The 20,188-nt window shown below is 61.8% G+C and carries 16 protein-coding genes; 9 read left to right on the top strand and 7 right to left on the bottom strand.

All coding sequences use genetic code 11. The features are described from left to right. Nucleotides 1-429, top strand: a 429-nt coding sequence (locus tag AC07Y2_RS23590) for a DUF6338 family protein (protein WP_103386930.1), incomplete at its 5' end; no start/stop codon positions are given. A 142-nt stretch (nucleotides 430-571) separates the two neighbouring features. On the opposite strand, the gene AC07Y2_RS23585 is transcribed toward AC07Y2_RS23590, so the two are convergent. Beyond that, nucleotides 572-1,471, bottom strand: a complete 900-nt coding sequence (locus tag AC07Y2_RS23585; RefSeq protein WP_064379392.1) for a LysR family transcriptional regulator — start codon at nucleotides 1,469-1,471, stop codon at nucleotides 572-574. A gap of 121 nt (nucleotides 1,472-1,592) precedes the next feature. Here AC07Y2_RS23585 and AC07Y2_RS23580 point away from each other — a divergent pair, with 121 nt between their 5' ends. Continuing rightward, nucleotides 1,593-2,960: an MFS transporter gene (locus AC07Y2_RS23580; protein WP_085667589.1), complete on the top strand. Its 1,368-nt coding sequence runs from the start codon at nucleotides 1,593-1,595 to the stop codon at nucleotides 2,958-2,960. A 24-nt stretch (nucleotides 2,961-2,984) separates the two neighbouring features. Next, the gene (locus AC07Y2_RS23575; RefSeq protein ID WP_103386931.1) at nucleotides 2,985-4,259 is read left to right on the top strand and encodes a glucarate dehydratase family protein; all 1,275 of its coding nucleotides are present in this window, start codon (nucleotides 2,985-2,987) and stop codon (nucleotides 4,257-4,259) included. A 42-nt stretch (nucleotides 4,260-4,301) separates the two neighbouring features. On the opposite strand, the gene AC07Y2_RS23570 is transcribed toward AC07Y2_RS23575, so the two are convergent. Beyond that, nucleotides 4,302-5,186: a LysR substrate-binding domain-containing protein gene (locus AC07Y2_RS23570; protein ID WP_011334658.1), complete on the bottom strand. Its 885-nt coding sequence runs from the start codon at nucleotides 5,184-5,186 to the stop codon at nucleotides 4,302-4,304. A 159-nt stretch (nucleotides 5,187-5,345) separates the two neighbouring features. Here AC07Y2_RS23570 and ydiJ point away from each other — a divergent pair, with 159 nt between their 5' ends. Then, nucleotides 5,346-8,375, top strand: a complete 3,030-nt coding sequence (gene ydiJ / locus AC07Y2_RS23565; protein WP_103386932.1) for a D-2-hydroxyglutarate dehydrogenase YdiJ — start codon at nucleotides 5,346-5,348, stop codon at nucleotides 8,373-8,375. A gap of 115 nt (nucleotides 8,376-8,490) precedes the next feature. Beyond that, nucleotides 8,491-9,660: an acetyltransferase domain-containing protein gene (locus AC07Y2_RS23560; RefSeq protein WP_103386933.1), complete on the top strand. Its 1,170-nt coding sequence runs from the start codon at nucleotides 8,491-8,493 to the stop codon at nucleotides 9,658-9,660. 6 nt (nucleotides 9,661-9,666) lie between these two features. On the opposite strand, the gene AC07Y2_RS23555 is transcribed toward AC07Y2_RS23560, so the two are convergent. Next, nucleotides 9,667-10,572: a LysR family transcriptional regulator gene (locus AC07Y2_RS23555; RefSeq protein ID WP_103386934.1), complete on the bottom strand. Its 906-nt coding sequence runs from the start codon at nucleotides 10,570-10,572 to the stop codon at nucleotides 9,667-9,669. 130 nt (nucleotides 10,573-10,702) lie between these two features. Between AC07Y2_RS23555 and AC07Y2_RS23550 the strand changes: the two genes are divergently transcribed. Continuing rightward, on the top strand, nucleotides 10,703-11,533 hold the full coding sequence (locus tag AC07Y2_RS23550) for an oxidoreductase (RefSeq protein ID WP_103386935.1): 831 nt from the start codon (nucleotides 10,703-10,705) through the stop codon (nucleotides 11,531-11,533). A gap of 76 nt (nucleotides 11,534-11,609) precedes the next feature. Further along, entirely contained in the window at nucleotides 11,610-13,142 is a 1,533-nt protein-coding gene (locus AC07Y2_RS23545; RefSeq protein WP_103386936.1) for an MFS transporter, read from the top strand. Nucleotides 13,143-13,190: 48 nt separating this feature from the next. Here AC07Y2_RS23545 and AC07Y2_RS23540 read toward each other — a convergent pair whose 3' ends face one another. Continuing rightward, complete coding sequence (locus tag AC07Y2_RS23540; protein WP_039766949.1) at nucleotides 13,191-14,582, bottom strand: aldehyde dehydrogenase family protein; 1,392 nt, start codon at nucleotides 14,580-14,582, stop codon at nucleotides 13,191-13,193. Nucleotides 14,583-14,685: 103 nt separating this feature from the next. On the opposite strand from AC07Y2_RS23540, the gene ptrR reads away from it, so the two are divergent. Further along, complete coding sequence (ptrR, locus tag AC07Y2_RS23535) at nucleotides 14,686-15,567, top strand: putrescine utilization regulator PtrR (protein ID WP_074689290.1); 882 nt, start codon at nucleotides 14,686-14,688, stop codon at nucleotides 15,565-15,567. A gap of 88 nt (nucleotides 15,568-15,655) precedes the next feature. Here the strand turns inward: ptrR and AC07Y2_RS23530 are convergent, their stop codons facing one another. Next, nucleotides 15,656-17,221: an aldehyde dehydrogenase (NADP(+)) gene (locus tag AC07Y2_RS23530; protein ID WP_074688658.1), complete on the bottom strand. Its 1,566-nt coding sequence runs from the start codon at nucleotides 17,219-17,221 to the stop codon at nucleotides 15,656-15,658. Further along, nucleotides 17,218-17,856, bottom strand: coding sequence for a cysteine hydrolase family protein (locus AC07Y2_RS23525; RefSeq protein ID WP_103386937.1), 639 nt, complete (start codon nucleotides 17,854-17,856; stop codon nucleotides 17,218-17,220). Before AC07Y2_RS23525 ends, AC07Y2_RS23530 begins: the two co-directional genes overlap by 4 nt. Before the next feature lie 99 nt (nucleotides 17,857-17,955). On the opposite strand from AC07Y2_RS23525, the gene AC07Y2_RS23520 reads away from it, so the two are divergent. After that, nucleotides 17,956-18,453, top strand: coding sequence for a winged helix-turn-helix transcriptional regulator (locus tag AC07Y2_RS23520; protein WP_103386938.1), 498 nt, complete (start codon nucleotides 17,956-17,958; stop codon nucleotides 18,451-18,453). A 70-nt stretch (nucleotides 18,454-18,523) separates the two neighbouring features. Here the strand turns inward: AC07Y2_RS23520 and AC07Y2_RS23515 are convergent, their stop codons facing one another. Continuing rightward, nucleotides 18,524-19,939, bottom strand: coding sequence for a purine-cytosine permease family protein (locus AC07Y2_RS23515; protein WP_039766943.1), 1,416 nt, complete (start codon nucleotides 19,937-19,939; stop codon nucleotides 18,524-18,526). Between the last annotated feature and the right edge of the window lie 249 nt (nucleotides 19,940-20,188).

Below are 20,188 nucleotides of genomic sequence, written 5' to 3'. Positions count from 1 at the left end.
GTTTGTGTGTGGGTGGGGGAGGAGGGGTTTTCCATAGGAAAGTGGGATGCGAAGGCTGAAGCGTCGTGGGCATTTTTTGCGTCGCTGGTACTCGGGTTGTTGGCCTGTTGCCTGTCAGCGAATGGCAAGTTACATGGTTGGTTGCGCAGCAGAAACGTCACGAAACAATCTTCCTACCCCAGTCAATGGTTCAGCGCATTTGCGAAATATGATCGCGTTATCACCCTGCATTTGGATGATGAAAGGCGCGTCCTGGGCTGGCCGGTGGACTGGCCACCCGAGTCAACCAGCGGGCAGTTTGTGATGCAGTATCCCTGCTGGATCAACGAAGATGGAACGGAGGTGCCTATTAGTGCGGAATTTTTGCTGATAGATTCCACGAGGGTTAAATGGGTTGAATTCAGCCCTGTATCAGAGGGTTCATCATGACCGCCAGAGCATCACAACCAATACCGCCACATATAAAGCGTCTTTTTGTAGGGCCGGACGGAAAGCGGCTGGAGAAACCATTGATCGAGGCATCAAAGGCACCTCCACCGCCGAAATACCCTCCATATCCGCAAGCCCATTCCTAACCCCATCCATCCTTCACCGCCCGGCGAATGCCCTCCAGCAACATCGCAAACGCCGGGTTGTCGTTGTTCTCCCGCCAGATCAGATGCAGCTCGCTCTGCACCCCTTCGCCCAGATCGATCTCGCGAAACACCACATTCCTGAACACCACACTGGTCGCGCAACGCGGCACCAGCGCCAGGCCCATGCCCGCATTGACCAGCGCCAGAATCGTCAACGAAGACCCCAGCCATTGCACGTAATCCGGGGCGACCCGGGCCGAGCGCAGCATGCCGGTGAGCAATTCGTTGAACGGCGGATAGGCCGCGTGGGAATACATCAGGAACGGCTGCCCATCCAGATCCTTCACTGAAACGTCGTCTGCCTCCGCCAGTCGATGGCCGCTCGGCACCGCCAGCACAAACGGCTCGCGCACCAGGCATTCGGTGGCGTAACCAGGCTCGAGCAACGGCGCGCGGACGATGCCCAGATCGATGCGTCGGGCACGCAGGGCTTCGTGTTGCTGATAGGTGTTCATTTCAGTCAGGTCGATCTTCACCTGCGGCTGCTTGAGGCGCGCCTCGGCGATGACCTTGGGCAGAAATTCGTACACCGCGCTGCCGACAAAACTGATGTTCACCGAACCGATATCGCCCTCGGCAAAGCGCCGGGCGGTGACGGCAGCCTGTTGCGCGCGTTCGAGAAGATTCTGCGCTTCGATGAAAAACGCCCGGCCGGCGGCGGTGAGCGCGACACTGCGCGTGCTGCGGGTAAACAGTTCGACGCCCAGGTGATGTTCCAGTAACTGGATCTGCCGGCTCAGTGGCGGCTGGGTCATGTTCAGCCGCTCGGCGGCACGGCGGAAGTTGAGTTCGGTGGCGACGGTGGTGAAGCATCGCAGTTGGGTCAGCTCGAACATTGATCTAATCCAGGTATCAATCGAATGCCAAGTTAGATTAGACGGGATCAATCACCCCGTCCATGATCGCTCTACGCCTGAACAGGCCATCCCTACAAAAACAAAGATCGGGAGTCGCCCCTTGAAAACCCTCCAGAGTCCGCCGGACATCACGGTACTCGCCCGCGCCGCCGCCAAGGTCAAGCGCCATGTGCTGCCGTTGTTCGTGGTGATGTTCATCGTCAACTACATCGACCGGGTCAACATCGGCTTCGTGCGCAGTCATCTGGAAACCGATCTGGGTATCGGCGTCGCTGCCTATGGCCTTGGCGCCGGTCTGTTTTTCATCGGTTACGCCTTGTTTGAAGTGCCGTCCAACATGCTTCTTCAACGCTATGGCGCCCGCGCCTGGCTGACGCGGATCATGTTCACCTGGGGCGCAGCGGCGATGGCCATGGCGTTCGTCAAAGGCGAAACCAGTTTCTACGTGCTGCGCTTCATCCTGGGCGCTGCCGAAGCCGGGTTCTTCCCGGGGATCATTTATTACTTCACCCAATGGCTGCCGGCCTCTGAGCGCGGCAAGACCATGGCGGTGTTTCTCAGCGGTTCCGCAATTGCTTCGGTGATTTCCGGCCCGGTGTCCGGCGCGCTGTTGCACATCAGCGGTCTGGGCCTGCACGGCTGGCAGTGGATGTTCCTGATCGAAGGCGCTGCGTCGGTGGTGCTCTGCGGGTTTGTCTGGTTCTGGCTGCAATCCCATCCGCGCCAGGCCAAGTGGCTGAGCGAGGAGGAGCGTGAAGCGCTGGTGATGGCAATCGCCGAGGAACAACGTGCCCGCGAAGCGACCCACGTCGCCAAACCATCGATGTTCAAACTGTTGGCGGACCGGCAGATCGCGCTGTTCTGTTTCATCTACTTCTCCATCGCCCTGACCATCTACGGCGCCACTTTCTGGCTGCCGAGCATGATCAAGAAGATGGGCAATCTCGGCGACTTCCAGGTCGGGTTGCTCAACTCCGTGCCGTGGATCATTTCCATCGTCGCGATGTACGGCTTTGCGGCGCTGGCCGGCAAGTGGAAATTCCAGCAGGCGTGGGTCGCGCTGACTCTGGTGATCGCCGCGTTCGGCATGTTCATGTCCACCACCGGCGGGCCGATTTTCGCCTTCGTCGCGATCTGTTTTGCGGCCATCGGCTTCAAGGCTGCTTCGGCACTGTTCTGGCCGATTCCGCAAAGCTATCTCGATGCGCGTATCGCAGCGGCGGTGATCGCGCTGATCAACTCCATCGGCAACCTCGGCGGCTTCGTTGCGCCGACCGCGTTCGGTTTTCTTGAACAGACCACCGGCTCCATAGAAGGCGGCCTGTATGGCCTGGCCGCAACTTCGCTGGTGGCAGCAGTAGTGATCTTCTTCGCCCGCATGGCGCCAGGCGCCAAAGGCAAAACCCCGGCAAAGCCTGAACCCGAAACTGCCGTTGTGCCGACGGCCAACCCGGTGGCGAGCCACTGATTTCGACTCAACAGGAGCGTCATTTTGAAAATCACTCGCGTAACCGTCACTCCGATCGCTTTCCGTGATCCGCCGCTGCTCAACGCCAGTGGCATCCATGAACCGTTCGCCCTGCGCTCGATCATCGAGATCGAGAGTGACAACGGCTACATCGGCCTCGGCGAAAGCTATGGCGATGCCCCGGCGTTGGCGATCCAGCAACAGTTGCAGTCGCAGTTGATCGGTCTCGATCCGTTTAATCTTAATCAGCTGCGTCGGATCGTTCAGACCACGGTTGCCACCCACAAACCGGCAAGTCTGGCGGGTGCCGAACTGGCGCCCGGTTCCCACGCCAGCAAGGCCGTCAGCAATGCGTATTCGGCGTTCGAAGTGGCGTTTCTCGACTTGCAGGCCCGTTACCTGAATGTGCCGCTGGTGGATCTGCTGGGCGGTGCGGTGCGCGACGAAGTGCCGTTCAGTGCCTACCTGTTTTTCAAGTATGCGCAGCACGTCGATTCACCGTACAAACCGGACAACTGGGGCGAGGCGCTGAACGAGCAGCAAATCGTCGCCCAGGCGGCGCGGATGATCGAGGCGTACGGTTTCAAGAGCATCAAGCTCAAGGCCGGCACGTTGCCGCCGGAGCACGAAGTGGCGTGCATCAAGGCGCTGAAAAAGGCCTTTCCCGGTTATCCGCTGCGCATCGATCCCAACGGCAACTGGTCGCTGGAAACCTCGATCCGCATGGCCGAGTTGCTGGGTGATGATCTGCAGTATTACGAGGATCCGACCCCGGGTCTCGACGGTATGGCCGAGCTGCACAAACGCACCGGGCTGCCGCTGGCGACCAACATGGTGGTCACTGACTTCGACGAGTTCCGCCGCAGCGTGGCGCAGAACAGCGTGCAGATTGTTCTCGCCGATCACCATTACTGGGGCGGCCTGCGTGACACCCAGACCCTGGCGAAAATGTGCGACACCTTCGGCCTCGGCGTGTCGATGCATTCCAATTCACACCTGGGCATCAGCCTTATGGCCATGGCGCACGTGGCGGCCGCCGTGCCAAATCTGGACTACGCCTGCGACACCCATTATCCGTGGCAGGAGCCGGATGAAGAGGTGATCAAGGGCGGCAAACTGCCGATCGTCGATGGCTGCGTGACGATCACGCGTGCGCCGGGCCTGGGGTTGGAACTGGATCACGATCAACTGGGCAAGCTGCATGACCAGTACCTGACCTGCGGCATTCGCCAGCGCGATGATGTGCGGCAGATGCAACGCTATAAACCTGACTGGAAAGCGCTGAAGCCGCGATTCTGATCGAGCAAAACCAGAGGGCGCCAAACGGCGCCCTCGATTGTTTCAAAGCGTGCGCATTAACCAGTCGCGAAACGCCTTCAGCGACGCCAGCGACTCATTGCGCGCCGGGTACACCAGGTAATAGCTGCGCCGGCTGCTGATCGGTTCACCCAGTTGCAATAGCTCGCCGTTGTGCAATTCATCTTCCACCAGAATCCTCGGCACCAGCCCGATCCCGATATTGGCGCGCACGGCCTGGATCAAGTGCGAGGTCATCTCGAAACTTGGGCCAATGCGCATGCTGCGATGGGGCAGGGCATGATGGCTGAACCACTCGGACCAGGCCTGAGCGTTGCTGCTGACGTTGAGCAGCAGTTGCCCGGCGATGTCCTTGTCGGCCGCACGGCGTTCGGCATCGGACAGCTGCGCACTGGCGATCACCACCAGTTCTTCGGTGTGCAGGCGGTGAGCGGTCAGCCCCGGCCAGTCACCGCCACCGACGCAAATCGCCGCGTCGATTTCGCTGGTGTCGAAGTCAATCGTCTCGATGCGTGAATGCAGGTGAACGGTCATGCCAGGGTGCGCGGTGTAGAAATCCTTCAAGCGCGGCAGCAGCCATTTCGAGCCGAAGGTCGGCAGGGTCGCCAGGCGCAAACTGTGGATGCCAGAGCCAAACGCCATGGCCTGCAAGGTCGCACTTCGGATCTGGCCGAGGGCTTCGGACAGTTCGCGCTGATACATGCGCCCGACGTCGGTGAGAATCACCCGCCGGCCTTCACGGCTGAACAGGCGCATGCCGAGCATCTTTTCCAGAATCTGCACCTGCCGGCTGACCGCGCTTTGGGTCAGCGACAGTTCGTGGGCGGCGCGGGTGTAGCTTTCATGGCGTGCGGCGGCTTCAAATGCCAGCAGCAACGACATCGAGGGAGTGAGGGTTCGCGGATTCATTCGTTTTAGTCATGGATTGCGGGTCGATTTTACGGTTGTCCCGGCGTCGCTCTGCAATGAACATAAGGCCTATGAGATGGCGGGAGCGTGACGCAATCATTCATTGCGCACAACTGTTCACCGCCACACGGCCCGTTTTTGACCGAGATTGCACTTCCGATGATTGCTCAGCTGTCGCCTTCCACCCCGTTGAACACTGACTACCAACAGTTTCTCAAAGCCCTTGAAACCAGCGGCTTTCGTGGCGAAATCAGTGCCGACTACGCCAGCCGCGTGGTGCTGGCCACCGACAACTCGATCTATCAGCGCTTGCCGCAAGCGGCGGTATTCCCGCGTGACGCCGACGACGTGGCGCTGCTGGCCCGTCTGATCGCCGAACCGGCGTACCAGAAAGTGGTGATCACCCCTCGCGGTGGCGGCACCGGCACCAACGGCCAGTCGTTGACCGACGGCATAGTCGTCGACCTGTCGCGGCACATGAACCGCATTCTCGAAATCAACGTTGAACAGCGTTGGGTAAGGGTGCAGGCCGGCGTAGTGAAGGATCAACTCAACGCCGCCCTGAAATCCGCCGGGCTGTTTTTCGCCCCGGAACTGTCGACCTCCAACCGCGCTACGGTCGGCGGCATGATCAACACCGACGCCAGCGGCCAGGGCAGTTGCACCTACGGCAAGACCCGCGACCACGTGCTGGAACTGCACATGGTCCTGCGCGGTGGCGAGCGCTTGCACGGTCGCCCGCTGGAAGAAAGCGAGCTGACAGCGGAATGCGCCCGCGAGGGCCGGGCCGGCGAGGTGTATCGCTGTGCGCGGCAGATCATCGATGAGCAGGGCGAGCTGATCCGGGAAACCTTCCCCGATCTCAACCGCTGCCTGACTGGCTACGACCTGGCGCACCTGCGCGAGGCCGACAATCGTTTCAACCTCAACAGCGTGCTGTGCGGCGCCGAGGGTTCGCTGGGGTTTGTGGTCGAGGCCAAACTCAATGTGTTGCCGATTCCCAAGCACACGATGCTGGTGAACATTCGCTACGCCGGCTTCATGGATGCCTTGCGCGATGCCCGGGCGCTGATGGCGCTCAAGCCGCTGTCGATTGAAACAGTGGACTCCAAAGTGCTGTTGCTGGCGATGCAGGACATCGTCTGGCACGGCGTCGCCGAGTACTTTCCGGAAAGCGCCGAGCGGCCGACGCTGGGGATCAACCTGGTGGAATTCTGCGGCGACGATCCCGAGGAGCTGCAACGCCGGGTCGAAGCCTTCGTCCAGCACTTGGGCAACGACGCCACGGTCGAACGCCTGGGGCATACGCTGGCCGTCGGGCATGCGGCGGTGAATCGCGTCTACGGCATGCGCAAACGCGCGGTGGGCCTGCTCGGCAACGTCGCCGGTGAAGCGCGGCCGCAGCCGTTCGTCGAAGACACCGCCGTGCCGCCGCAGCACCTGGCCGAGTACATCGCCGAGTTGCGCGACCTGCTCGACAGCCACCAATTGCAGTACGGCATGTTTGGTCACGTCGATGCCGGCGTGCTGCACGTCCGGCCGATTCTCGACATGAAAGACCCACAGCAAGCCGCACTGGTGCGTCCCGTTTCGGACGGCGTCGCCGCGCTGACCCAGCGTTACGGCGGCCTGCTGTGGGGCGAACACGGCAAGGGCCTGCGTTCGGAATATGCGCCGGCGTTCTTCGGTGAGTTGTACCCGGCGTTGCAAGCCTTGAAGGCGGCGTTCGATCCATTCAACCAGTTCAATCCCGGCAAGATCGCTACGCCGAATATTCCCGGCGCGGCATTGCTGAAGATCGATGAAGTGACCCTGCGCGGCGAACTCGATCGGCAGATCGACGAGAAGGTCTGGCAGGACTACGGCGCAGCGATGCACTGCAACGGCAACGGCGCCTGCTACAACTTCGATCCCGACGACGCCATGTGCCCATCGTGGAAAGCCACCCGCCAGCGTGCGCAATCGCCCAAGGGCCGCGCCTCGCTGATTCGCGAATGGCTGCGGTTGCAGGGCGAGGCGGGGGTCGACGTGTTGGCCGATGCCAGTCGCCGTCCGCCGTTTTTCAGCACGTTGCTGCAGCGCTGGCGTAACAGCCGTGCGCAGGAACAGGACTTCTCCCACGAGGTGTACGACGCCATGGCCGGGTGCCTGGCGTGCAAGTCCTGCGCGGGGCAGTGCCCGGTGAAGGTCAACGTGCCGGACTTCCGTTCGCGGTTCCTTGAGCTGTACCACACCCGTTATCTGCGGCCGGCGCGGGATTATCTGATTGCTTCGCTGGAGTACACGATTCCGTACATGGCGCGGATTCCGTTTCTCTATAACGGCTTGATGGGCGCCTCGTTCAGCCGGCGCTTGATCGAACGTCTTGGCGGCATGGTTGATGTGCCATTGCTCAGCCGTTTCGATTTCCACGCGGCGATGCGCCGCTGGCAGGTTCAGCCAGCGTCGGTCGAGGTGTTGTCGGCGCTGTCTGCAGCCCAGCGCGAACGCAGCGTGGTGCTGGTGCAGGACGCCTTCACCCGGTATTTCGAGGCGCCGTTGCTGGCGGATCTGATCGAGCTGATTTCGCGCCTCGGTTATCAGGTCTACCTGGCACCGTTCAGTGCCAACGGCAAGCCGCTGCACGTGCAGGGCTTCCTCTCGGCGTTCAACCGCGCGGCGTTGCGCAATGCCGGGCAATTGCGCGCGCTGGCCGAGATCGGTGTGCCGTTGGTAGGGCTCGACCCGGCCATGACCCTGGTCTATCGCCAGGAATATCTGAAAGTCCCGGGAATGGAGCAATGCCCGGAGGTGGCGCTGGTGCAGGAGTGGCTGCTCAAGATCATGCCGGAGCAAGTCGGAACGCGCCGCGACGAAACCTTCCGCCTGCTGGCGCACTGCACCGAGAAAACCAACGCCCCGGCCGCCACCCGACAATGGGAGCAGGTGTTCGAGCGTGTCGGCCTGAAGCTCGCGACCCAGGCCACCGGTTGCTGCGGCATGTCCGGCACTTACGGGCACGAAGCGCGTAATCGCGAGACCTCGGCGGTGATCTACGAGCAATCCTGGGCGAAGCAGATCGAGGCGCCGGTGGAGAAGGGCGAAGCACTGGCCACCGGCTATTCCTGCCGCAGTCAGGTCAAGCGCCAGGCCGATCGACAGTTGCGCCATCCGTTGCAGGTCGTGCTGGAAACCCTGCGCACCGCGTGATCGCTGTTTGAGAACCGCTAGCGATTAGATCGGTTTTTCATGTTATAAGGTAACGCAAATTTTACGGCCGCTTTCGGGCGGCTGCATCGATCAACCTTTCGATTGCGATACTTCCATGACGATTGCGGTTCCCCGTTCTGCCCCCTCGGCGACTGGCCGGTTGCTGTCCATTGATGCGCTGCGTGGCCTGGTGATTCTGTTCATGTTGCTGGACCACGTGCGCGAAACCTTTCTGCTGCATCGTCAGGTCACCGACCCGATGGACATCGCCAGCACCGAGCCGGCGCTGTTCTTCAGTCGCACCCTGGCGCATCTGTGTGCGCCGGTGTTCGTGCTGCTGACCGGCTTATCGGCATGGTTGTTCGGGGAAAAGTACGCCGGCAAGGCTGACGTCAGTGCCTTTCTGTTCAAGCGCGGGCTGTTTCTGGTGGTGCTGGAATTCACTTTGGTGAATTTTGCCTGGACGTTCCAGCTGCCACCGACCGTGATCTATCTGCAAGTGATCTGGGCGATCGGCCTGAGCATGATCGCGCTGTCGCTGCTGGTCTGGCTGCCACGCTGGCTGTTGTTGACGCTGAGCCTGGCGATCATCGCCGGGCACAACCTGCTCGACGGACTGCACTTCGCAGCGGAGTCGGCGCTGCACATACCGTGGGCGATCCTGCATGACCGGGGCTGGATCGAGGCCGGCGAGACCTTGCGTCTGCGTACCTCGTACCCGTTGTTGCCGTGGATCGGCGTGATCGGGTTGGGTTACGCGCTGGGGCCGTGGTTCGCTCGTGCGGCCGATGCCGGGGTGCGTCAGCGCCGTTTGTTGATCAGTGGCATCACCGGTTTGCTGGGCTTTGTGGCGCTGCGGCTGGTCAACGGTTACGGCGAGAAACCCTGGGCCTTCGGTGACAGCGGTCTGCAAACCCTGATGAGCTTTTTCAATATCACCAAATACCCGCCGTCGCTGTTGTTCATCACGTTGACGGTGAGTGTCGGGCTGCTGCTGTTGCTGGTATTCGAACGCGCGCAGGATCGACGCTGGATTCGCTGGCTGACGGTGTTCGGTTCGGCACCGATGTTTTTTTACCTGCTGCACCTGTATGCGCTGAAGGTGCTGTACCTGATTGGCGTGGCGCTGTTCGGGCTCAATCAGGGCACGTATTTCGGTTTCTCGTCGGTGGCGGCGGTGTGGCTGGCGGCGATGGTGCTGGCGGTCGCGCTGTTCCCGGCCGTGCGCTGGTTCTCGGCATTGAAGGCCCGGCGCCGCGACATTGCCTGGTTGAAGTATCTGTAAAACGGCTCAGCCCGTTTTGCCATCGCGGGCAAGGCGGGCGAAGTCGATAAACGCCTTGAGTGGCGCCGGTACATGGCGCCGGCTCGGGTAATACAGGTGCAGGCCGGGATAGTACGGGCACCAGTCCGCCAGTACCTGCACCAGCCGCCCGCTTGCCAAGTGCTCGCGGGCCATGTCCTCGAACACATACGCCAGTCCCAAGCCCTGCAACGCCGGGCCGACCATCAGGCTGACATCGCCCAGGGTCAGCGGGCCGTTGACTTCGATTTCCTGATCGATGCCACCGCGTTCGAATTCCCAACGATACAGCGCGCCGCTGGGAAAGCGGTGACGGATGCAGGGCAGGGCGTGCAGATCCTCGGGTTTTTGCGGCGCGGCGTGCCGCTCGAGAAATGCCGGCGAGGCGACCACCACCGAGCGCAAGGTCGGGCCGATCGGCAGCGACACCATGTCCGCCTCCAGCCGATTGCCGAACCGCACCCCGGCATCAAAACCTGCGGCGACGATATCCAGCAGCGCATCGCTTTCGACCACTTCCAGGCGGATGTCCGGATAGGCCTGCAGGAACGCCCCGGCAATCGGTAGCAGGACCAGTTCGCAGGCCTGGCGCCCCGCAGTGATGCGTAGGTTGCCGGAAGGTTTGTCGCGAAAGTGATTGAGGTCTTCGAGCGCGTCGTCGATGTCGCGAAATGCCGGTTTCAGCCGCGCATATAACCGCTCGCCCGCTTCGGTCAGCGCCACACTGCGAGTGGTGCGATTGAACAGGCGCACGCCCAGGCGATTTTCCAGAGCGCGCAACGAATGGCTCAGCGCCGACGGTGTCAGGCCCAGATCCACCGCCGCACGGCTGAAATTCAGATGCTGGGCGATGCAGAGAAAGATCGACAGATCCGCCGTGGACGGGTTTTTCATTTGTGAACACCTTTCACAAAGTCATGCAAATTTGTTGGGATTATCACATCAGTAGCACGGCCTTAAAGTCGACTCAACTCATCAAGAAGGCCCGGCAATCTCGCCAGGGTCACCGACAGGAGGAGTTGATATGCGTACCTGGCTGATTACCGGAGCTTCCCGTGGTTTTGGCATCCTTATCGCTGAACAGGCCCTGCGTGCCGGTGACGCGGTGATTGCCACCGCCCGCAACCCGCAAGACATCACCGACCGCCTCGGCGATCACCCGAACCTGCTGGCGGTGCGGCTGGACGTCACTCGCGAAGAGGAAGCCCATCAAGCGGTGGCACAGGGCATCAAGCGCTTCGGCCGCATCGACGTGCTGATCAACAATGCCGGCTTTGGCGTGTTGGGCGCCGTCGAAGAAACCAGCGCCAGCGAAACCGAGCGCCTGTTCGCCACCAACGTGTTCGGCCTGCTCAACGTCACCCGCGCCGTGTTGCCGCACATGCGCGCCCAGCGCAGCGGACGGGTCATCAACATCTCGTCGATTGGCGGTTATCAGGCCTACGTGGGCTGGGGTGTCTACGGCTCGACCAAGTTCGCAGTGGAAGGCATCAGCGAAGCGTTGCATCAGGAACTGGCGCCGCTGGGCATTTATGCCACGGTGGTCGAACCGGGCTTCTTCCGCACCGACTTCCTCGACGAACAATCGCTGATCAAGACCGCGCTGGTGCTGCCGGACTACGACGAAACCGTCGGCAAGATGCGCACGTTTGCCGAAGCGGCCAACCATGCCCAGCCGGGCGATCCGCTGAAGTTTGCCGAAGCGATGCTGGCGCTGGTCAACGCGCCGAATCCGCCGCAGCGGCTGGCGCTAGGCAGCGACACGGTTGCACGGATCGAGGCGAAGAACCGCTTGGTGGCGCAGGAGTTGGCCGAGTGGAATGAGCTGGCGCTGTCCACGGATTTCAAGGACTGACCTGGCCCCTCGTTGAAGCTATCGCAGGCTGCGCTCTATTGATCGCAGCCTGATTTTCTTTTCATTGGATGAAATCATGACAAACGTCTCCCAACACACGGGCGCGCGCGACAAGCTGCTGATCCTCGCAGCCATTTGCCTGTCGGCTCTGGTCCTTCCGTTAAGTTTCACTGGTGGCGCGGTGGCAACGCCGGCCATTGGCGGTGACCTGGGCGGCAGCCCGGTGGCGCTGACCTGGATCACCAATGCGTTCATGTTGTCGTTTGGCAGTTTGCTGATGGCAGCAGGGGCGTTGGCCGATGTCTATGGACGCAAGCGCCTGTTCACCAGCGGAATGCTGTTGTTCACCGCCGCGTCGATTGCCCAGAGCCTGGCACCTTCGGTGTTCTGGCTCGACGTATTGCGAGCGGTTCAGGGCGTGGCCGGTGCGGCGGCTCTGGCCAGTGGTTCGGCGGCGCTGGCGCAGGAATTCGAAGGTCATGCGCGCACCCGTGCGTACAGCATGCTCGGCACCACGTTTGGTATCGGTCTCGCGTTCGGCCCGTTGGTGGCCGGAGCGTTGATCGAGGCGTTCAACTGGCGCGCGATCTTTGTGTTCACCGCGCTGATCGGTGTGATCGCGATGGTCTTCGGTCTGCCGCGCATGCGCGAAACCCGCGACCCCGACGCCAGCGGTCTCGACTGGCCGGGCACCGTGACATTCAGTTCGATGCTGGCGCTGTTTACGTTCGGTGTGATTCAGGCACCCGAGAGCGGTTGGGGCAGTCCGTTGGTGGTTGGTCTGCTGGGTGCTTCGGCGCTGTTGCTGGCGCTGTTCGTCTGCATCGAAATGCGCGTCAAACGTCCGATGCTCGATCTGACGCTGTTCCGCTTTCCGCGCTTCGTCGGCGTGCAGATGCTGCCGGTCGGCACCTGCTATTGCTACATCGTGCTGGTGGTCATGCTGCCGCTGCGGTTTATCGGCGTCGAAGGCTTGAGTGAAATCGATGCCGGTCTGCTGTTGCTGGCGCTGTCGGCGCCGATGCTGGTGGTGCCGATGCTGGCGGCGTCCATGACCCGGTTTGTCTCGGCCGGCATCCTGTCGGGCGTGGGCTTCTTGATTGCCGCCGTGGGGCTGCACTGGCTGAGCCTGTACGACGTCGGCGAGCCGAAATTTGCGCTGGTGGTGCCGATGGTATTGATCGGAATCGGTGCGGGTCTGCCGTGGGGTTTGATGGACGGACTGTCGGTCAGCGTGGTGCCGAAAGAGCGCGCCGGCATGGCGGCCGGGATTTTCAACACGGTACGGGTGGCGGGTGAGGGGATTGCACTGGCCAGTGTCGCGGCGATTCTTGCCTCGCTGCTGCATACCGATCTGCAAGCCGTAGCCAGCGGTGCAGACACCGCGCTGATTGCGGAGACGGCGCACCGGGTGACCACCGGCGACATGGCCCATGCGATCAACACGGTTCCGGGGTTGGCTAACGAACGGCTGGTGCAGGGTTACGCCTCGGCGTTCCAGTATCTGCTGCACATCCTGACGATCATCACCCTGGTGTCGGCGGCTGTGGTGCTGGGGCTATTAAGCAAAGATCGGACGGTGTCGGAACCCCAACAGGCTGCGGCATAAATGAAAAAGCCCGGAAGCGCAAAACGCTTCCGGGCTTTTTTCATTGGATCAGCGGCGATCCAGCCACACCGTCTGCGCATTGCAGAACTCGCGCACGCCGAAGTGCGACAGCTCGCGGCCGAAACCGCTTTTCTTCACGCCGCCGAAGGTCACGCGCGGGTCGCTGGCGGAGTAACCGTTGATGAACACGCCGCCGGTTTCCAGTTCGCTGGTCAGTTGCTGGGCCAGGGCGACGTTGGCGGTGTAGATCGTGGCAGTCAGGCCGAACTCGCTGTCATTGGCCAGCGCTACAGCGTGGGCGCAGTCGCGAGCGGTAATGATCGAGGCCACCGGGCCGAACAGTTCCTGCTTGAACGAAGTCATGCGGTCGGTGACGTCGGCCAGTACGGTCGGCTCGTAATAGTTGCCCGAACCTTCTACTTTGCTGCCGCCGAGCAGCAGGGTGGCGCCTTCTTCCAGGGTGTCGCGCACTTGTTGATCGAGTTCGTCACGCAGGTCAAAACGGGCCATCGGGCCGATGTAGTTGTCGGCGGACAATGGGTCGCCCATCTTCAACTGGCGGGTGGCTTCGACGAATTTGCGGGTGAATTCTTCGACCACACCTTCTTCGATGATCAGGCGTTTGGCGGCGGCGCAGACTTGCCCTGAGTTCTGGTAACGACCGATCACCGCCGCTTGCACGGCTTCGTCGATATCGGCGTCATTGAGCACGATAAACGGATCGGAGCCGCCCAGTTCCAGTACGCATTTCTTCAGCGCGGCACCGGCCTGTGCACCGATGGCCATGCCGGCGCGGACGCTGCCGGTCAGGGTTACGGCTGCAATGCGCGAATCGGCAATGGCGGTCGAAACGCCTTCCGGGGTGACGTTGATCACTTCGAACACGCCATCGGCAAAACCGGCGCGGGTGAAGGCGTCGCGCAGCAGATAGGCGCTGCCCATCACGTTCGGCGCATGTTTGAGCACGTAAGTGTTGCCGGCGATCAGCGCCGGGACGGCGCCGCGCAGCACTTGCCAGATCGGGAAGTTCCACGGCATCACGGCGAGGATCGGGCCGAGCGGACGGTACTCGATACGTGCCTTGCCGCCCTCGACCAGGGTCGCTTCGGCGTTGAGCATGGCCGGGCCGTGTTCGGCGTACCACTCGCAGAGCTTGGCGCATTTCTCGATTTCGCCACGGGCCTGGGCGATCGGCTTGCCCATTTCCCGGGTGATCATGGTCGCCATGGCTTCGCTGCTGTCACGCAGGGCACCGGCCAGCGCAGTCAGGGCGCGGGAGCGATCCTGCAGCGGTTTGCGTTTCCACTTGTTGAAGCCGAACGCCGCGCGGGTCAGTGCAGCATCGAGGGCGTCGGCGGATTCGAAGGCGTAATGACCGATCTGCTCGCCGGTGGCGGGATTGATCGAGATAGCGTGGGTCTGGCTGGAAATCGGGCTCATGGCATCGTCCTGCGAGGTCAGTGGATGCGCTCAGAGTAGGGTGGCGTTTGGTTTCTGGAAACTGAATAATAAAGAGCGTTTCTTTCACGATTGGAGAATGACTGTGGATCTGGTGCAACTGGAAATCTTCAAGGCCGTTGCCGAGCACGGCAGCATCAGCGCTGCGGCGGCGCAGATCCATCGCGTGCCGTCGAACCTGACGACGCGCATCAAGCAATTGGAGGAGGACCTGGGCGTCGACCTGTTCATCCGTGAGAAAAGCCGCTTGCGCCTGTCGCCGGCGGGCTGGAGTTTTCTCGAGTACGCGCGGCGTATTCTCGATCTGGTGCAGGAAGCGCGAGCTACGGTGGCTGGCGAGGAACCGCAAGGCGCGTTCCCGCTGGGCTCCCTGGAAAGTACGGCAGCGGTGCGGATTCCCGGTTTGCTGGCGACCTATAACCAGCAACATCCGAAGGTCGATCTGGACCTGTCGACCGGTCCGTCCGGGACGATGATCGACGGTGTGCTCTCCGGGCGCCTGGCGGCCGCGTTTGTCGACGGCCCGGTTTTGCACCCGGCGCTGGAGGGCATTCCGGCGTTCGAAGAGGAAATGGTCGTCATCTCGCCGCTTCACCACGGGCCGATCCAGCGCGCGGCGGACGTGAATGGCGAGAACATCTATGCGTTCCGCTCGAACTGCTCCTATCGCCATCACTTCGAAAAATGGTTCAGCACCGACGCTGCGGTGCCCGGCAAGATCTTCGAAATGGAGTCCTATCACGGCATGCTCGCCTGCGTCAGCGCGGGCGCCGGTCTGGCATTGATGCCGCGCAGCATGCTGCAGAGCATGCCCGGTTGCGCGACGGTCAGCGTCTGGCCGCTGGCGTCGGATTTTCGTTATCTGACGACGTGGCTGGTGTGGCGCCGGGGCACGGTGTCGCGCAGTCTGAGTATGTTTGTGCGTTTGCTGGAGGAGCGCGGTGTGGTGCGTGCAGAAGAGAATTGACGCTCTGGGTTCGGGTCTTCTCCATGAAGACCTGCTCATTTGATTGAAAAGCGTGCCCGGTTCGGTGATTCGCCGAACCGGGCATTTTTCATTGGCCGTCGATGCTGCGAGGCAGGTCGAGTGGATTGGCGTCGCGCAACACCTCCGGCAGCAATGCATCGGGAAAGCCCTGATACGCCACCGGCCGCAAAAAGCGCTCGATCGAGGTCATGCCGACCGAGGTGAAGCGGCTGTCCGAGGTGGCCGGGAATGGGCCGCCGTGTACGGTGGCGAAGGTCACTTCCTGCGGATGGGCGAAGGCGTTGACCACGATGCGTCCGGTGCGTCGTTCGAGGATCGGCAGCAGACGCTGGGCCAGATCCAGATCGCGGTCTTCAAGGTGAATGGCTGCGCTCAGTTGGCCCTTGAACGTGCGGGCAACTGCCAGCAGTTCTTCCTCATCGCTGACCGTCACCAGCAGTGCAGCCGGGCCGAACACTTCATGGGCCAGTGCGGTTTCGTTGAGAAAGTGCTGACCACCGACTTCCAGCAACGCCGAGCGGCCCTCAAACTGGCCATCCGACGGCGCGCCGACCGCCACCAGATTCGCCCCCACGCTTTCCATCGCCACCAGGCCGTTAACGTATGACCCGTGAATCCCCGGCGTCAGCATCGTACGCGCTGGCGCTTCGCTGACCCGTTTGATCATCGCATTGCGCAGCGCTTGCAGACCTTCGCCTTCAATCGCGATCAGAATCGACGGACACAGACAGGCCTGCCCGACATTCACCAGCATCCGCTCGATAAAGCCATCGCCGATTTCTCCGCCACGCGCGGACAGCGCTGCGGGCAAAATGAACGTCGGGTTGACGCTGGTCATTTCGGTGAAAACCGGAATCGGATCAGGCCGCAACTGCGCGCGGCGATAAAGCGCCATGCCGCCCACCTCTGAACCGGTGAACGTCACCGCTTTAATCAAAGGATGATCGACCAGCGCCTCACCGATCGCATTGCCGCCACCGCGCACCATGGAGAAAACCCCTTCATGCAAGCCATGCGACTGCACCGCTTTGCGGATAGCGCGAGCCTGGATTTCCGATGCGCCGGGATGTGCGTTATGCGCCTTGAGAATCACCGTCGCACCGGCCGCGAGTGCCGACGCAGTATCGCCACCGGCTACCGAATAGGAGATCGGAAAATTGCTCGCACCGAAGATCGCCACCGGGCCGATGGCGACTTTCTGCAGGCGATGATCCATCCGTGGTCGCGGCTGGCGATCAGGTTGCGCCGGGTCTATCGCCAGTTGCAGAAAGCGCCCCTTGCGCACCACCTCGGCGAACTGACGGAACTGGGTCGCGGCCCGGGCGGCTTCGCCTTCGAGCTGCGCCTGAGGCAGGCCGGTTTCCAGCGCGGCGCGGGCGGCCAATTCTTCGCGTACGGCGTCTAGGTTGTCGGCGATGCTTTCGAGAAACGCCGCACGTTCGGCCAGCGAAGTGTGGCTGTAGCTGTCGAAGGCCGCGTCGGCGAGGGTTGCCGCCTGATCGACCTGCGCTGCACCGCCGAAGGCGAATTCCGGTTCGATCAGCGTGTTGGTTGCCGGATTCAGCGCCTTCATCGTGCCCTCGGTGGCGGGGACGTCAGCGGCGCCGATCAGCATGTGGCCGGTCAGAGTCATTTTGCGTCACCTTGCGACTGAAGGTTGGCGATCAGTTCGTCTGTAGTGGTGATGACATGAGCGAAGGTCGGGCCGTTGAGTTCGTGGGAGGCGTGCATCATTTCCTCTTTAAACGCGGCGGTCGCATCGCGCACCAGCGTGACGTGATAGCCGAGTTCCGATGCATAGCGCGCGGTGGCTTCGATGCAGGTGTTGGCCAGCAGGCCGACGATGATCACGTGGGTGATGCCTTGCTGTTTCAGGCGAAAATCCAGGTCGGTGTTGGCGAAACCGCTGGAGCCCCAGTGTTCCTGAACCACGATGTCGCCGTCCTTCGGTGCGAAATCCGGGTGCCATTCACCGCCCCATTCGCCGCGCGCAAAGTGGTGCATGTGCATGATCTTTTGTTGGGTCGGGGTTGGATGGTCCCAGTTCTCGTAGTCGCCTTTGACCCAGCGATGATGCGGTACGATGACCACCGGAATCGGCAGGGCCCGCACGGCGCGATCGAGTTTGCGCAGGTTGTCGAGCAGGCCGTTCTGTTCGGCCATCGGTTTGAGCAGCGGAAAGATCTTGCCGCCCTCGGAGAGAAAATCGTTGTACGGATCGACCAGCAGGTAGGCGGTTCTGTCGAGCGGATAGAGAGGTTTCGACATGACGATGGACTCCGGCAATGAGAGTGATCGATGCTCAGGGCTTGTTCCCGCATCATGTTGATATGATAATCATAGTAACTGTGAAAGAGGCAAGCCCTGATGGCTGTAAACGATAGTCTTCCCGACACGCTGTGCCCGATTTCCCGGGCCGAGTCGATCGTCGGCGACCGCTGGACGGTGCTGGTTTTGCGCGAATTGTTCATGGGCAGCCATCGCTACGACGAGATCCTGGCCCAGACCCGCGGCACGCCGCAGATGGTCGCCGCCCGTCTGAAAAGCCTGGAGGCGGACGGACTGGTCGAGCGCCGCTTGTACAACGAGCGGCCGAAACGCTACGAGTACCACCTCACCGCGAAGGGCGAGGCGTTTTACCCGGTGGTGATCGCGCTGCGCGCCTGGGGAGAAACCTGGTGCAAGTCACCGGAAGAAGGGCTGGCGGTGAACATGACCCACAAGAACTGCAATCACAGCGCGGGCCTTGGGCCGGTGTGCGATCACTGCGGCGAAGTGTTGCGCCGTGAGGATCTGATCAGCCAGCCGCAAGAGGCGTACGCCGCCGAACGGCAGGCACGGCGTGAGGCGTTCAAAGCGAAATAGGCGGCCCCATCCAAAACAAAAAAGGCCCTCATTTGCGAGGGCCTTCGTGTGTCAGCGCAGAACGAATGGCTTACAGACTGCCCGCCAGTTTCCCGGAGGTCAGCCGCCGACGATAAGCACTGTCACGGGTCGCCAGCCAGAAATACAGCGGCGAGGTCACCAGAAGGCCAACCAGCCACGACAGGTCCGCGCCGTTGATGTGCGCCGACACCGGCCCGACGTACAGCGGCGTGTTCATGAACGGAATCTGCACCGCGATACCGATCGCGTAAGCCAGCAAGGCCTGCGGGTTGTAACGGCCGTAGATGCCGCCATCGACCTGGAAGATCGAGCCGATGTCGTACTGGCCTTTGTGGATGGCGTAGAAGTCGATCAGATTGATCGCGGTCCACGGCACCAGTACGACCAACAGCACCAGCACCATGTCGACGAAGTGGCCGATGAAGTCCGCCGAGGCGCCGACCGCAGCGAAGCAGCAGGCCAGCAGGACGATGATCGAAATCACTGCGCGGCTCTTGGCGGTTGGAATCCAGCGGTAGGCAAAGGTCTGCACCAGGGTGATCAGCGACAGCACCGCGCCGTACAGGTTGAGGGCGTTGTGGCTGATCACGCTGAGCAGGAACAGCACCAACATCAGCGGGCCGATGGCGCCGGTGGCGAGTTTCACCGCGTCCATGGTGTCCATGCCCACCGGGGTTGCCAGCACCGCGACGGCGCCGAACACGAACGACAGGCTGGAGCCCAGCGCCGATCCCAGATAGGTGGTCCAGAAGGTCGCCGCCACCGGCACGTTCGCCGGCAAGTAACGCGAGTAGTCCGACACGTAAGGCGCAAACGCGATCTGCCACAACGCCGCCAGCGACACCGTTGCCAGCCAGCCCGAGAGGTTGAAGCTGCCGCGCGTGAGAAAATCATCGGTCTGGATGTGGGTGAGGATGTAGCCGAAGCCGACCACGATGCCGATTCCCAGGACCCAGGTGCCGATGCGGTTGAGCACGTGGATGAAGCGGTAGCCGATGATTCCGATGATCCCCGAGCCCAGTGCGCCGATGACGATGCCGACCGGCACTGGAACGCTGTCGACCACGCCATGCAGGGACTTGCCGGCGAGCACGATGTTGGAGGCGAAGAAGCCGATGTACATGACGCCGGCAATCAACACCACCAGCAGCGCGCCGAGGGAGCCGAACTGCGCACGGCTCTGGATCATCTGCGGGATGCCCATCTGCGGGCCTTGCGCCGAGTGCAGCGCCATCAGCACACCGCCGACCAGATGGCCGACCAGAATGGCGACGATGCCCCACACCAGATTCAGGTGAAACAGTTGCACGCCGAGAGCGCCGGTGACGATGGGCAACGGCGCGATATTGCCGCCGAACCAGAGGGTGAACAGATCCCGAACCTTTCCGTGGCGATCTTCGGGCGGCACGTAGCCGATCGTGTGTTTTTCAATGAGCGGTGCAGACGTTGATGCAGAGGTGGTCATGACGAACTCCAAGGCAAGGACGAGTACGTGGACGTACTTCAGTGAGCGCCGGCACGGACGGCGCATTTCTTGTTGGGGTGATCATGGGCAAGGAAAGGGCAGAGATAAATTAGTAGTTTTGTTGCTTCAGGCGTTAAAAAAACGAGGCTCTCCGGTCAGCGGAAAACGCTCTGTTCCGGTTGTTTCAGAGCCATGAACGACAACGCAGCTGACCTCCATCGGAGCAGCTGTCTGTCGGTGTTATTGCGG

This window comes from Pseudomonas sp. GW456-12-1-14-TSB6, assembly GCF_059424205.1.
This window is presented reverse-complemented; position numbering and strand designations above follow the sequence as displayed.